Raw genomic sequence first — 14,472 nt, forward strand, 5'->3', positions numbered from 1 at the left:
CGTAATGGGTCAGCCGCTGTTGAGCCTCTTGCTGGCTCAACCCCTGTTCTGTACTGGCTAACGCATCACAAATTGCATCAAGGGGAAGTGAATGCCAGGGACGACTGTTTGTTGCCTTATTAGCTTTTATCATTCATGACTTTATTATGATTTGAGACTATAAAACTGTTCATCTAGAAGATAGTTTTTTTCCTTTCAAGTGAGTTAGCTAAAGATCCATAGGAACATAATGGCGGTGCTGGCCATGAAGATTGATCCAAATTTAAATTTTTCAATCGAAGGTTGATTTTGCCAATAGGTCAATGCGTTTTCTTTTTCATGATGCCATTTGCTAACCAGTGCCCCGACAAATCTACTATACCAGCGTGTTAAGGTTTTCAACAATCTAAAAGCAATACTGCCGTAAATGGTAAGCATTAGATAAAAGACAGTAATTTCAGTAGTCCGGGGACCTGTATGAAAAATATGTTCAATAAGTAAGTCAAGAGCATGTTCGGTGAATTCGAACAACGTATGGAGCAGCACTACGATAGAATGAAGTAGCCAAAGCAATAAATCCAAAAGTGTGTCGTAGAAAGACAGTAAGGCAAATAACAAAACAAACCAGGTAATGATTTTTTCAACGTTATTGATCAAAAACATTTAATCCCCCACCAACATATTTCTTTTGTTAAGCCAAGGCTTTATTTAAGTGTTCAGTTATCAAACATTTCACAGATGGAAACAGTTCGGTCTAAGAAATTGCCAAGGACTCAAATCGTATTTTTTCTCTACATTAATATGGATGCATCATGGCTTAATTATTCGTGTATTGAATTTTTTCTTTGCCTTGCAAATCTCGAGTTTCAACTTTTATATTATCGTCGGGTGCACTTTGCAAATAGTCTTCGATGGTTTCGAGAATATCATGGTCAATAAATCGCGATTTCGAACCGTCGATAATTAGAAAGCTGTTTTCCTCAACTTGGTCGAGAAAACTTCTCAATAGCGCTCGGTTAAGAAAGGTGACATCCTTATTCAATCTTATTAAATAGTTATTCTCTGACCGAGTCAGCGAAATAGCGGCATGGTGATTTGCCCGAATGACATAATACAAACCGATCAAAATACCAACTACAATACCTTTTAACAAGTCAGTTAACAGAATCGCCACGATGGTGGCTACAAAGGGTATTAACTGATTCCAGCCTTTATGGAAAAACTCGAGGAATAATTTTGGCTTTGCCAGTTTATAGCCGGTTTGCAGCAGAATCGCTGCCAGACAGGACAGCGGAATGTGATTCAGAAAACGGGCAAAAAACATGACGCTGACGACCAGTAAGAGACCGTGTACGAAAGCTGATACTTTACTCTGCCCTCCGGCATTGACATTGGCAGCGCTACGCACTATCACAGCAGTGATTGGCAGTCCCCCAATCAGGCCGCTGATTATGTTACCGACGCCTTGGGCTTTTAATTCCCGATTGGTCGGCGCGACACGTTTCAAAGGGTCTATTTTATCGACTGCTTCAAGGCTTAAGAGCGTCTCCAAACTGGCAATGATGGCCAAAGTGATTGCAATCGTATAAACCTTGGGTTTAGCCAGAAAGGTAAAGTCCGGGAAAGTAAATAGTTGAACAAAATCTGCGGGGTTAGCCGTTACCGGCAAGGACACCAAATGTTTTTCCGAAATAGCCCAGTCAGGCAGCAGCTGCAATGCAGTAGCATTGTATGCTACCCCCCAGATAACAACGATCAATGCGCCAGGAATCGATCTTAACAATGTAATGCGTTTAACAAAAGCCGTTTCCCAAAGCATCAATATCAACAAAGCCACCACACTAACAAGAGTTGCTCCAGGTGAAATAGAATTTAACGCCCCCAATAATTCCTGGATAGTCGATAGGGCTGTTTCCTGCATGTAGCTTTCGTCGCCTTCAAAACTCGCATCGTAACCAACCGCATGAGGCATTTGCTTCATGATCAGGATTAAGCCGATCGCCGCCAGCATGCCCTTGATCACGGAAGAAGGAAAATAAGCACTGATGACTCCCGCCTTTGAGATGCCCAAGAAAAGCTGGAAGATACCGGCAAGCACAACGACAACTAGAAAACCTGGAAAACTGCCCAAAGCCTCAATGGCATTAAATACGATAACGGTCAACCCGGCTGCCGGCCCTGAGACACTGAGCTGTGAACCGCTAGCCCAGGATATGAATATTCCACCCACCATGCCGGCGATTAGCCCCGAGAATAGCGGCGCCCCGGAGGCTAAAGCAACTCCTAGACAAAGCGGTAATGCGACCAAAAATACGACTATTCCGGCAGGAATGTCGTATTTTAAATGCTTTACATAGTAGTTTATATGCTTATGTATCATTTGATATATCCTTCAAACAAAAATGGGCCATACATTAAGTTGTCACTACAACTGTTCTGTTTGAAAGTCATATTTATAGATATTATCTATGTTGGCATCAGGGTAAAGGGTAATTAGGGGGTTGAGCAAACCATCGGACAATCCATACACCCACCCATGAATGACCGGGCGATGATACTTTTGCCAGGCGTTTTGAATAATTGACGTATGAGATATAGTGTGTACTTGTTCGATAATATTGAGCTCGACTAATCGATTAATACGTTGTTCTTCGGTTGCTAAGGCATCTATCTCCTTTCTATGGAATCGATAAATATCCTTTATATGCATCAACCACTTATTGGTAATAACCAGATCTCCGCGTTGTTTGGCCAATGCCGCCTTAATTCCGCCGCAATTGTAATGTCCGCACACTATGATATGTTTGATTTGCAGCACTGAAACCGCATATTGCAGAACGCTCAGGCTATTAAAATCGGTCTCGATCACCTGATTAGCAATATTGCGATGAATAAAAATTTCACCGGGTTTGGCATTGACGATGATTTCCGCAGGAACGCGGCTATCGGAACAGCCTATCCAGAGAAATTCCGGCGTTTGTGATTTTGCCATTTCGGAAAAAAAAGCCGGATCGACCGATTTTTTTTCTTCGGCCCAGGCTTTATTTTCCAACAATAATTTTTCAAATGATTTCATAATACATCCGATAGGTAATTCAAGTTGTGACTAATTTTTAGTGTTACTCTTTCAGACTGATGACGCTTTGATCCGAACCATGCAACAGACTTAACATGGCATCATTTTATATGCCGAACCTTTCAAGAACCTTTCACGGAAAACTAATCGGATAAATGAACATTTTGCTAGTAGAAGACGATGCCGTTTTGGCGGATGGATTGGTTTATACCTTGAGCAACAGCGGTTACTCGGTAACTGGTGCGACAACCGGCGCTTATGCCGAACATATAATGCTGGCGCAAGATTTCGACCTGATCGTGTTGGATTTGGGATTGCCGGACATGGACGGATTGCAGTTATTGCGTAAATTACGGCTGCGTAAAGTGCCTGTACCGATCCTGATTTTAACGGCTCGCGACGGCATTAACGATAGAATCCAAGGTATAGAGCAAGGCGCCGATGACTATATGGCCAAACCCTTTGAACTCAGAGAACTGGAAGCCAGAATACATGCCTTGATAAGGCGCTGCTACGGCGGCTTCCGCAATGATATCGAGATTGGGCGGCTGATCTTGAACACCCTTGACCATCAGATTCTGGCCGACGGCCAGCCGATGATGCTATCGGCACGCGAGTATGATGTACTGGAAATATTGTTGCTACAGGCCGGAAAAGTCGTTTGTAAGGATAGGCTGGCGCAACGCTTGGCAGCGGACGGCGATGCGCTCGCCGACAATGCCATCGAAGTTTACATCCACCGGGTTAGAAAACGCATCGAACCTTATGGTGCCGTGATCAGAACCGTGCGCGGACTGGGGTATTTACTGGAGACCGCCGGTGACGAAAAATAAAAGTCTTAAATCCGAAATCCTGCTTCGCCTGATTATACCGCTCATATTTTTTGTCGCTCTGGAAACGGTTTTATCCTATTTTGTCACGCTGCATTATGTCGATAAAACCTATGACCGCTGGCTGCTGGATTCGGCCCGCTCATTGGCTCAGGAAATCAAAATCAAAGAGGCTCAAGTGCAGGTCGAATTACCGCACGCCGCTTTGGAGATCTTTAAATGGGATGATTTGGATAAAACCTATTTTAAAATCAGTTCGGCAGAACAGGGCATGATCGCGGGCGACAGTTTCGTACCCGAAGCCTTAAATCAGGAAGACCAGTCGAATCCGGTTTTTTTTAAGGCTGAAATTCATGGCGAACCCGTTCGGATCGTGTCCATGCAGGTGTTCCGGAAAGACACTCAAGACCGGTTTTTTGTTCATGTCGCCGAAACGTTGAATAAGCGCAAGGCAATGATGACAGATATATTATTGGCCGACCTAATACCGCAAATTGTTCTGGTTTTGTTTGCCTGTTTGTATTTACTGGTAGGCTTAAAACGAGGTTTAAAACCGTTGAATATTCTTGCAGCTGAAATCGCACAACGCTCGCCCCGCGATTTAAGCCCGATAGCGGAAGCGCATGTGTTTGTCGAGGTACGGGCACTAACCGACACCATCAATGATTTGCTGAAACGATTGGCAGAAGCCATTACAGCCCAACAACGCTTTATTGCCAACGCCGCGCATCAATTGCGCACGCCTTTAGCCGGACTGGTTATTCAGGCGGAACGGGCGCTGCGCGAACAAGACTTGGCTGCGATAAAACCGGCACTTACACAAATGCAGAGTTGCGCCGATAGATTATCGCATACCGTTACGCAGTTACTGGTTCTGGCAAAATCAGGACCTATCGACGGTATGAACGAATTGAAACCGCTTGACCTATACGAATTGGTCAAAACAACTTGTATTGACTGGGCACCTAAGGCTTTGCATCGCCAGATGGATTTGAGCCTGGAATGCTCCGAACCCGCCATTTTTGTTCGCGGCGATGAAGTATTGCTGCGCGAATTGCTGGCAAATTTGCTAGACAATGCCATTTCTTATGGTCACAAAAACGGGAATATTCTTGTCAGTCTTAAACGATCGCCTAGCCCGATCTTGACCGTGGAAGACGATGGCCCTGGCATTCCTGACTATGAAAAAAATAAAATTTTTGAGCGCTTTTACCGTATCCCGGACAGTCCGGGTAATGGCTGTGGATTGGGTTTAGCTATCGTTAAGGAAATTGCCGATTTGCATAAAGCACTGCTTGTACTTAGCCAAAAGAATTCTTTAGGTGGCACACGTATCGTATTGGTATTTGAGTAAGTTAGTTGTAAGAATTTCTAGGGTTATTTACGGTATTTTAGAAAAATGAATAAAGAAGTATACATAAACACAGCGGACTAAAATTGTTGGATCGTAAAGAAATCTGGCAACACTAATAATTCTAGTATGACAGGTGACCCGTCTTACCGAACGACTTAGTGTCTCAAGCCCAACAATGGTAATTAATTATGGAAGTCCGCTATTGAGAAAATTTTAGATCCTGTCTGTCAGAGACAGTTTGGGGTCAATTTAGCCTTATTTAATCCGGGCAAAAAATGACATTGGCGACTAGCTGCAATTGAGAAGCAACTAAAAGTGAATTCTCCCCAAAATAATTCCTTTAGTTGTAGGTAGAGGGTATCGGGAAATGGATTCCATTTAATGGGTAACGAAAGGGAAAGACTGGCTTCGTCAGTAAATAGATGAAGAGAGGTTGAATTGATTTTGTTGATTAGACGGAGTTCTTACACTAAATCCGTGAAGGCCTGCTTTCTGGGGCCATTGGGCATCTTCCCCCACTGTCTCCTGTGGGTCGCAATTGCCAGTTGGTAAGCAAGACAAAATGAAGCCGTGAGTGACTGGTTTGAATAATTTTTAGCGACTTTTTTCGTATGATTTTGGATGGCTTTTTTGATGATAATATGCACACAGGAGAAGCTTTTAGGGCGGATGGGCAAATTTTGGGTAAAAAAAAGCGCATTATCCTACGAGGAGAAGGGGATAATGCGCTTGTGCTTAAAAAAGCAGCTTTACCACGAGGAGCTAACACACGCAATCTGCGTATGTAATTATTAAAGCAATATAAATGCCAGATTTTAAATATTTTTTAATTTTATTTATTATTAATTAATAATCATTAAGTTACGAAATTTTAGCCGTTACTGACAGGTGATTTAGCTATTAAAATGCAATACAAAAATGATCAAAAAGTGACCATATTTGTCTTACTGCAATTTTTTGGCGCAACATGGCCTAATTAGGGGCGCTTTGTACAGGTGAATTCTGTTCATGCCCCAACCCTTCGGCAGGTTTCCTATGACAAACTCAGGACGAACGGCAACTCAATGCTTGAACTTAGGTCGGGTTGTTGATTTATCAGAAGGATCTAATCAAGGAATATTGCTGGCTCAAGACACTTTCCGCAATTCACCTAGTCCGTTTGGTTTTTTGACCAATTGCAATTGTGCTTTAAAGCGTTTCTGTACAGCTTCTACATGGGAGATAACACCCACAGTCTTGCCGTGCGCCCGGAGGCCTTCCAGGGTATTGATAACGGTGTAAAGCGTTTCTGCATCCAGGTTGCCGAAACCTTCATCCAAAAACAGGGAATCCACCGATCTGCCGTTATTGGCCAGCTCCGAAAGCCCCAACGCCAAAGCCAAACTGACGATAAAACTTTCGCCACCGGACAAGGTTTTGGGCAAACGCCGGACATTGCCTTGATACGTGTCTTCGATTTCCAGCGCCAGCCCTCTATCCGTGAGTTTTTGACGGACGTAGTAGCGCCCGCTGATTTTTTCCAGCATCGCATTGGTTTGGGACAACAGCCTTTCCACCATGCGCTCCTGAACACGACGGCGGAAAGCCATACCATTTTGTGCCGATATTTCAGCAACTTCGGCACTTGCTTGGTGAACTGACGCTTGCTGGCTTTCCAATTGCGCCAGGATAGCGGCCTGTTTTTCCTTATACTGTTTTTGTTCGCGGACGATGGTTTCCAAACGCCGTGCCTCCAGTTCCGCCAGTTCCATTTTTTCTCTGATGGTCTTTACGTCATATTCGATGTCTTCATCTGTCAGCTCCGGCTTGCCTTCACCTTTGTGGCTTTCCAGTTGCAAATTAAGCTTGTCCAGTTCTGCCTCCCATTGGGTCACATCCTCATCCAAACTTGCTTTTTGCTCAATAAATTCATGCTGGCTGTCCATCAATTCCAGAATTTGGCCGATCTCTTCCAAGCTCGAAAATTGCGATCCTTGCATTTTGTCGGCAATGGCTTTGTCCAAGGTTTCCAATTCGGATTGCAATTGCCTAGTAACTTGCTCCTTATCCGCAATAAATTTCTGTTTCTCAACTAAAGCCAAGTGCAAGCCAACAACTTCTTCGGTATGTAACTGACTGTTGAAATGATCCAGACGCTCTTTATAGGAATCAATTTGCGCTTGCCCAGCGGCTTGTTTTGACACGAGGATGTTTAATTCGTCCGTTAGGTCTTTTTTACGGAAAGCATAACTTTCGTAATCCTGGCGACGGCTAATAAGGCGTTCAAGCAGGGCATTCTCTTTGCCTTTTGTGGGCAAACTTTCACCCAGTTGCAACAATTGCCCGGTCAGCGCCGCAGCCAGTTCGCGTTCTTCGAGCGACACGTTGGTATTTTCGGTTTCGGCTTCCGCCATCCGTTGCGGTTCAGTTTGCCATTCTGTATCTATTGTTTGCAAGACGGTTTGCAATTGCCCAAGTGCGGCGGTATTTTTCTCGATAGCTGCCCTTAGTTTAGCTATCCTTCTTTGGCTGCCTTTGTACTTGGTCAATAATATGGCTATATTTTTCAGGTCGGTGGATTCGGTTGCCAGTAACCGTTTCATCATGCCTGTCTTCTTGATGTCCATGTCCGTGCTGGCGACATTGAGTTGGTTGCACAGCGCAAACCACCGGGCTTTTAACTGTTTTAGTTGATCATTCCTGGCTTGGCCCCTTTCTGCGTAGCGATGTGCCAACTTAACTTGTTCTGCAAGCTCGCTTAACTTGACGGTCAAGCGTTTTATTTTTATGCGCTGATCCAACAAAGCTTGTTGGGAATTCGCCGGTGCAGGCGAGCCTTTCGCGTAAGGGTGGTCAGTGGAACCGCACAAAGGGCACGGTTTACCATCAATAAGATGGGCGCGATCTTGTGACATACGGGCCAGCAACGCATCATTAAAGACTGACCTTTCCAACGCCAAACGGATATTTTCTTCTTGTTTTTGTTGGTGTTTTAATGCTTCAAGTTCGACTTCCAATTCTTCTGCATCGCGATCAGGGGCAGATTTTTTGCCTAGTAAACTAAAGAAGAAGGATGTCTGTGGTGTCAATTTTTCATTGGCAACCGCCAAGTTAACCAATTCCTCAAACGCTTTGACCCGCTCTTTTTGTTCTGCTTGCAATTCTTCGATTTGCTCCAAAGTGTTGCCTTGGGCAAGGTCAGCCAGATTTTTTTCCTCTTGCCCCAGATTTTTATTAAGCTGCGCCAGTCTAGCGTTTTTCTTGTCAATATTGCCCTTATTTTTCTGTAATGCCGTATGGGTGGATTTTGACCACTTGCCTAGCACTTTCTTTTTCTCGTCTAATTCATCTAGGGTTGTCCGCAGGTTTTTTAATCGTTCTAGTTCAGGGAAGTTTTCCGCCAAGGGTTTATCTATAGCATGCTCTTCCAACCATGCCGTTACCTCGTCTAATGCCGCTTGTCTTTCGACGATCTGAGTGGACAAAGACCGCAGCAAAATAATTTCAGATTGCCAATTGGCATTAAACAGGTTGACTTGGTTTCTTATCGTATCGATGGCTTGTTTTTGCTCGGTGAACGATTCTGGCTTGTTTGCCAAATCTTGCTGGGCCAAAGCAGCCATATCATAACCGGGCAAAGCCAGTGTACTTTCTATTTGCCTGAGTTCATTCCGCAAAGCCGACAGTGCGGAATTCTCCTGAGCGAGTGCCTGCTGCTTTTGTTTGATAGCGTGGATATCATCCTTAAAATCCTTTGCGTTTTCGGCAGCGGCCAACTGATCCAACTTTTTTTGTACTGCCATCCGTTGAGTGATGGCTGCTTGCAATTTCGTTTCCAGGGATGCAACCTGACCTCTAATGCCAGCAGTCTCTGCCAATACGGCTTGTTGGGCTTTTAACCGATTGATTTCTTCCTGATAATCCGCCGTTTGCTCACTGAAATCAGCCAAATCTAACTCACAGGCTTCCAGGGATTCCGGCTCAATGAGTGGCACAGACGCCAAATCCTCTTGTAAGAAGCTGAGTTTTTTTTGTGCTTCGGCCAGCTTGTCGGTAACTTCCTGCTTATAGTCTGCATAAATATCCGTGCTGATGATTTTTTCCAGGATGTCCATGCGCTCTGTATCCAAGGCATTCAGGAACGCGGCAAAGTCGCCTTGGGCAAGCAGGATTGAACGGGTAAAATTGCGGAAATTCATGCCCGTAATGTCAACTAAGCTGGCGCAAACTTGTTGCGGTGTCGTGGCGATTGTTTCTTCCCCGTTATTCAGGCGTACCAATTGCATTTCCGACGGCATCACCTCACCCCAAGGACTGCTGCCTTCGCGCTTAACATGCCAGCTAGAACGGTACTTATCTGCACCGAAGGCAAACTCGATCTGCGAAAAACTCTCGTTGGCGTGTTGGGTGATGATATGCTGGGCAGGCTTATCAAAGCGGAAAGTCTCGCCATACAGCGCCAGTGTAACCGCATCCAAGATGCTGGACTTACCAGACCCGTTAGGCCCGGTAATTGCAAAAACCCCCGTATCGGTGAACGGCGACTGTTCAAAATCGATCCGGTTTTCGCCTTCAAGGGAATTTATATTCTTGAAATAGAGATTAAGTATTTTCACACGTTGTTATTTCTGCACAAACAAGGGTCTAGGTTTTCAATTGCTTGCATTATAGCCTTGTGCGATAAATTTTTCCTGTTCAAGCGATGATAAGCACAAAATGCTATAGTCCCTACAAAAAAACAAACAAGGACGGGGCATGAACGAAGTCCAAAACCACCACGGGGAAATAAATCAGCGTGTTAGGAATTCACTGAATAACCTGATTATCACCCATTATCTGGAAATTCGTTTTCCGCAACGGCTGACAAGTCACCCGCATCCAGCTTGCTGAAACCACAATCGGCGAACTCCGCCCCAAATCGGAAGGGTTCAGTCATTTCATTGATTTGATGAAGGAGTTTTGCCGCTTATCCTGGGCCAAACATCAAATCGCTGTCTAAAATTGCCAGCATGACGGCGAGAAAAGTCCGGCTGATCCGCCAACATCATCGAGAATGCACCGACCAAAGACGAAAAAGAGAAACCCACCGGGTTATCTAGGTGGTGCGGTATAGACTGGGTTGTATCGCCTTTTCCCTGCCGGTTTTACAACCCAACCCGACTTATTGATGCCGAAAGTTATGCTTTTTGCGGTAAATGTTACGGCTTGCTATATTTTCCCTTGCCCTTAAGTGCCTACGTTCGGCAGGGGTTACTAAACCATCGGCTTTGGCCCTGGTTTCGGCATTTTCGATGCGGTCTTGCTGTGCTTCCAGCCTGTTCGTTTCCCCTTGAGTTAAACGCCCAGAGCTGACACCTTGCTCAATGCGTTCTTCTTGGTTTTCTTGGCGTTGGTCTATGCCTGGGGTGTTAACGCCGGCGATAGCCTGGGGCAAACAGTTCAACGCCAATATCATCGCGGCGAGGTGAAAGATTTTGTTTGATAGGGTCATATAGCTCTCCTTAGTTAAAATTAAAAAGGCGGGGTGAAAACAAACATTGCTGACAAAGGCCAAAACAACTGGCTCAAACTATAGCCTTAAAAAACTGAACAGAAGATTAATGGTCTGTGGTTAATTAGACCTGTGGAGCTATTTAGATTTGGAACATGCCCCTATTTCGTAAGCGCCTTACGGGTTAGACACCTGCCGCTTAAGTCCCCTCTCCAGCCGCATACAAAATTACAGAAATGGGGCCAATAGGCAAAGTAAGCGCAAGCGCCAAGAAGGTTGTGTGTGAGCGTTTTTCAACGCATCAATACAAATCTACTGGATCCACATCCAAACTCCAACGGATTTTTTTGGCATACGCGACACTGTCGATATTCGCGATGAGTTCGGCCAGGCATTTTTGCAATTCACTGCGTTTGTCGCACTGGAATAGCAATTGATAGCGGTACAATCCGGCGCGTTTTTCCATAGGGGCGGCGACGGGCCCCAATATTTGAATTTGGCCTGATTTATGCATTTTGGCTAATGTTGCGACGGCTTGCAGGAAGGCTAACGGCATGTTGGCGTTGTCCGCTTGCGCCCTGAGCAGGGCTTGGTAACTGAACGGTGGCAATAAGGCATGTTGTCGCTCTACCAAGGCAATATCGGCAAAGCGGCGGTAACCTTCACGGATAAGGGTGTTGAGTAAGGCGTGGTCTGGATGGCGGGTTTGCAGGATGACCCTACCGGACTTTTCGGCGCGTCCGGCGCGGCCTGAAACTTGGGTAATCATTTGTGCGAGCCGTTCTGTGGCATGGTAGTCGATGCTAAACAAGCCACTGTCCACATCGACAATGGCAACCAGTGTCACATTGGGGAAATGGTGGCCTTTAGCGAGCATTTGGGTACCGAGGATGATGTCGGCTTTACCGTCGTTAATTTGGACAAGGTAGCGTTCCAACGAACCTTTGCGCTGGGTAGTGTCGCGATCCAGCCGTACCAGGGTTTTATCAGGAAATAATTCGCGTAGTGCGCCTTCAACCCGTTCTGTCCCCAGGCCTAATGGCATCAAACCTCCCGTCTTGCAGGCGGGGCACAAAGGCGGCAAACGCTGTTCACGTCCGCAGTGGTGACAGCGCAGCAGCTTCTCGTAGTTGTGGATAACCAGGTTGGCATCGCAATGTCGGCATCGCGCCACCCAGCCGCAAGCATGACAAATCAGTGTTGGGGCAAAGCCACGGCGGTTTAAAAAGATTAGCACCTGTTCCCCGCTTGCCAAAACCTTTCGGAGTTCGTTGATTAATGCTTCGGAAAGTCCGTGATGCAGCTTTTTGTTTCGGATGTCCAACAAATGCAGCGTTGGCTCGACCGCACTGCCAGCGCGTTGCGACAAGACTAGGTGTCGGTAGCGTTGTTGATAGGCGTTGTGCAAGCTTTCCAGCGATGGTGTTGCCGAACCTAACAACACAGGAATGTTAAGCAATTTACCGCGCATAATGGCGACATCGCGGGCGGAAAAGCGGAAGCCTTCTTGTTGTTTAAAAGAGGTGTCGTGTTCTTCGTCCAAGATAATCAAACCCGGTCTTTTCATCGGCGTGAACAAGGCGGAGCGCGTACCCAACAAAATGGCGCTCATGCCTTGTTGCATGTTCAGCCATGCTGCGTGCCGTTGCTTATCGGTCAAGTTTGAGTGCGATAAGGTCATGGCCACAGAAAACCGTTGCCGGAAGCGTTCTTCCAGTTGTGGCGTAAGATTGATTTCCGGCACCAGCACCAGCACTTGCTGCCCACGTTCCAGCACGGTGCGAATAACCTGCATGTAGACTTCCGTTTTGCCGCTGCCCGTTATGCCTTCCAGTAAAAATACCGCAAACTTTCCCAGTTCGCCGATAACGGCAGCTATGGCTATTTGTTGTTCTGGGTTTAATTGCAGTTTGCCTTTATCTTCTTGGGTGGCTTCGTTGAAAGATGATTTTGTATTGTGCGCATTTACTCCACTGAGCTGTGGAATGTAAGCGATCTTTGCGGCTGTATTTGCAATCAAGGATTTTGCTAAAAGGGCTTTTAGGGCAGGTCGCCAGTTTTTATCCCAGTTGTTCAGTTCGGCTTCAACCAGGCTAGCGGGGTGATGGCTTTGAAAATACGCCAATAGGGCTTGTTGCTTGGGTGATCGCTTAAGTTGTTCGCTATCTGTTGCTTTCCCTAACGCAGTCAGGACATAGCAGGGTTGCAACGGCAAAATGGCTGTCTTTCCGCTACGGAGTGTAGCCGGAAATGCGGAGCTAAAGACCTCGCCTATGGGATGATGGTAGTATTGGCTTGCCCAGTGCAGTAAGCGGATGTCTTTGGTGGACAACAGCGATTTACTATCTAGGATGCGTACGATGGGTTTTAGCTTTTCGGGTGCAATCTCGCTATTCGTGCCAGCCTCAATCAGGTAAGCGATTTTTTTCCCTGCGCCAAAAGGGACTTCAAGGCGGATTCCGGGGCTAAGGCTACTTTCAGTGACATCTGGCGGTGCGTAGTAATCAAAGAGACGGTAAAGTGGGACGGGGATCGCCACTTTTAAGATGAGACGTGGCGTTGCATCCGGCAACTTAGGCATAGTGTTTGAAATTAATATTACCTTGTTTAGCTAAGTGACTCTAAGCGCTAAAGTAATTCAAGTTACCCACATAAACTGTGGATAACTTTGTGGATAAGCTCTTTTGAAAGCCCATTAGTGTCGGTTTTTATTACACTTTTTAAACTTGCGCAGATTTGGTGCGTTAATTATTTATAATATTTATCAAAAGCTTATAAAAAATCACTGGCTTAACAGGGCTTGCGGTCTTGTTTATTGTCACATTTCGTGCTATTTGTGGATTACAGTGGGTATATCGGTCAAATTGGCACGTTCGATGCTACCTAATAACTGGCTGGGCAAGAAGCTGGCTAGCGATTTCGGCTGGGGTTTTACGAACTTAATGGTCATCCGGTCACTTTCGCCGATTGCAAGATATTTCGCTTTGTCCTTGTCTTTCAACCTAAGTACAGGCGGCAACGTCCAGACCCCTTCGGGGTAGTTTTTTGTGTCTTTGGGGTTGGCATTGACTTCAGATTTAGCCAGGAACTCAAAACCGGCTTTTCTGGCTAAGGCAATGATGTAATCTTCGCTAACGTAGCCGGAGACAGCCTTGGGGTCTTGCGGTTTAATTGACGATCCCCTGTGTTCGACTATGCCCAATATTCCACCCGGTTTCAAGGCGGTGAACATGGCACTGAAAACGGCGGCGGCTTGGTCATTGTTCATCCAATTGTGGACATTACGAAAGGTCAATACGCGGTCTGCCGAACCGGCTGGGGCAATCTGCACTTCCTGGGGTGGCTGCAATACGGTGACTTCGACTTTATCATACAGTTTGGGTTCTTTATGCAGCTTGCCAAGAAATGCGGTCAGGCCATTTTTAGAGAAAGTCGTCGGGTGGTCGGGGGAAAAATGTGCGGCGTACAGTTTTCCTTTGTCGCGAAGGTAAGGGGCAAGAATTTCGGTGTACCATCCGCTGCCGGGCCATACCTCCACCACCGTCATGTCCGCCTTGACATCAAAAAATGCTAATGTTTGCTCTGGATGCCGGTATTGGTCGCGATCTTTATTCTCTTTTGAGCGGTGCTTGCCTTTGAGTATTTGGGTTAAAGAGTGGTTGCTGGATTTTTCATCGGCAAATAATGAGAGAGGGGCAAAAAGTAACGGAATGAATACCAAAAACGCCAACAGATTTTTTTTCATTTTAGTTTAAGTCTCAAT

11 protein-coding genes are annotated in these 14,472 nt (G+C 45.8%); 3 read left to right on the forward strand and 8 right to left on the reverse strand.

The features are described from left to right. The 4 genes from MGMO_RS21155 to MGMO_RS14980 form a co-directional block, all read right to left on the reverse strand. Positions 1-133: cation-transporting P-type ATPase (locus MGMO_RS21155; RefSeq protein WP_407656533.1), on the reverse strand; the 133-nt coding region annotated here is incomplete at its 3' end. 71 nt (positions 134-204) lie between these two features. Further along, complete coding sequence (locus tag MGMO_RS14970) at positions 205-642, reverse strand: hypothetical protein (RefSeq protein WP_023495900.1); 438 nt, start codon at positions 640-642, stop codon at positions 205-207. Positions 643-796: 154 nt separating this feature from the next. Beyond that, positions 797-2,359: a SulP family inorganic anion transporter gene (locus MGMO_RS14975; protein WP_023495901.1), complete on the reverse strand. Its 1,563-nt coding sequence runs from the start codon at positions 2,357-2,359 to the stop codon at positions 797-799. 45 nt (positions 2,360-2,404) lie between these two features. After that, a complete protein-coding gene (locus MGMO_RS14980) occupies positions 2,405-3,055 on the reverse strand; it encodes a carbonic anhydrase (RefSeq protein WP_023495902.1) in 651 nt (216 codons plus the stop codon). A 155-nt stretch (positions 3,056-3,210) separates the two neighbouring features. On the opposite strand from MGMO_RS14980, the gene MGMO_RS14985 reads away from it, so the two are divergent. The 3 genes from MGMO_RS14985 (at position 3,211) to MGMO_RS20075 (ending at position 6,027) form a co-directional block, all read left to right on the forward strand. Beyond that, the gene (locus MGMO_RS14985; RefSeq protein ID WP_023495903.1) at positions 3,211-3,888 is read left to right on the forward strand and encodes a response regulator; all 678 of its coding nucleotides are present in this window, start codon (positions 3,211-3,213) and stop codon (positions 3,886-3,888) included. After that, positions 3,875-5,239 carry a sensor histidine kinase gene (locus MGMO_RS14990; protein WP_023495904.1) on the forward strand — a complete coding sequence of 455 codons (1,365 nt, stop codon included), beginning with the start codon at positions 3,875-3,877 and terminating at the stop codon, positions 5,237-5,239. The genes MGMO_RS14985 and MGMO_RS14990 overlap by 14 nt, the downstream gene beginning before the upstream one ends. 611 nt (positions 5,240-5,850) lie before the next feature. Further along, the gene (locus tag MGMO_RS20075; protein ID WP_023495905.1) at positions 5,851-6,027 is read left to right on the forward strand and encodes a hypothetical protein; all 177 of its coding nucleotides are present in this window, start codon (positions 5,851-5,853) and stop codon (positions 6,025-6,027) included. Positions 6,028-6,366: 339 nt separating this feature from the next. On the opposite strand, the gene MGMO_RS14995 is transcribed toward MGMO_RS20075, so the two are convergent. The 4 genes from MGMO_RS14995 to MGMO_RS15010 form a co-directional block, all read right to left on the reverse strand. Further along, positions 6,367-9,834, reverse strand: coding sequence for an AAA family ATPase (locus MGMO_RS14995; protein WP_023495906.1), 3,468 nt, complete (start codon positions 9,832-9,834; stop codon positions 6,367-6,369). 545 nt (positions 9,835-10,379) lie between these two features. Then, positions 10,380-10,709: a hypothetical protein gene (locus tag MGMO_RS15000; RefSeq protein ID WP_023495908.1), complete on the reverse strand. Its 330-nt coding sequence runs from the start codon at positions 10,707-10,709 to the stop codon at positions 10,380-10,382. A gap of 301 nt (positions 10,710-11,010) precedes the next feature. Further along, on the reverse strand, positions 11,011-13,290 hold the full coding sequence (locus MGMO_RS15005) for a primosomal protein N' (protein WP_023495909.1): 2,280 nt from the start codon (positions 13,288-13,290) through the stop codon (positions 11,011-11,013). 249 nt (positions 13,291-13,539) lie between these two features. Then, entirely contained in the window at positions 13,540-14,454 is a 915-nt protein-coding gene (locus tag MGMO_RS15010; protein ID WP_023495910.1) for a class I SAM-dependent methyltransferase, read from the reverse strand. Between the last annotated feature and the right edge of the window lie 18 nt (positions 14,455-14,472).

The organism is Methyloglobulus morosus KoM1, from assembly GCF_000496735.2.
GTDB lineage: Bacteria > Pseudomonadota > Gammaproteobacteria > Methylococcales > Methylomonadaceae > Methyloglobulus > Methyloglobulus morosus.

Coding starts and splice junctions, on each gene's coding strand:
- MGMO_RS14970 (WP_023495900.1), bottom strand. CDS start 642: ATGTTTTTGATCAATAACGTTGAAAAAATCATTACCTGGTTTGTTTTG.
- MGMO_RS14975 (WP_023495901.1), bottom strand. CDS start 2,359: ATGATACATAAGCATATAAACTACTATGTAAAGCATTTAAAATACGAC.
- MGMO_RS14980 (WP_023495902.1), bottom strand. CDS start 3,055: ATGAAATCATTTGAAAAATTATTGTTGGAAAATAAAGCCTGGGCCGAA.
- MGMO_RS14985 (WP_023495903.1), top strand. CDS start 3,211: ATGAACATTTTGCTAGTAGAAGACGATGCCGTTTTGGCGGATGGATTG.
- MGMO_RS20075 (WP_023495905.1), top strand. CDS start 5,851: ATGATTTTGGATGGCTTTTTTGATGATAATATGCACACAGGAGAAGCT.
- MGMO_RS15000 (WP_023495908.1), bottom strand. CDS start 10,709: ATGACCCTATCAAACAAAATCTTTCACCTCGCCGCGATGATATTGGCG.
- MGMO_RS15005 (WP_023495909.1), bottom strand. CDS start 13,290: ATGCCTAAGTTGCCGGATGCAACGCCACGTCTCATCTTAAAAGTGGCG.
- MGMO_RS15010 (WP_023495910.1), bottom strand. CDS start 14,454: ATGAAAAAAAATCTGTTGGCGTTTTTGGTATTCATTCCGTTACTTTTT.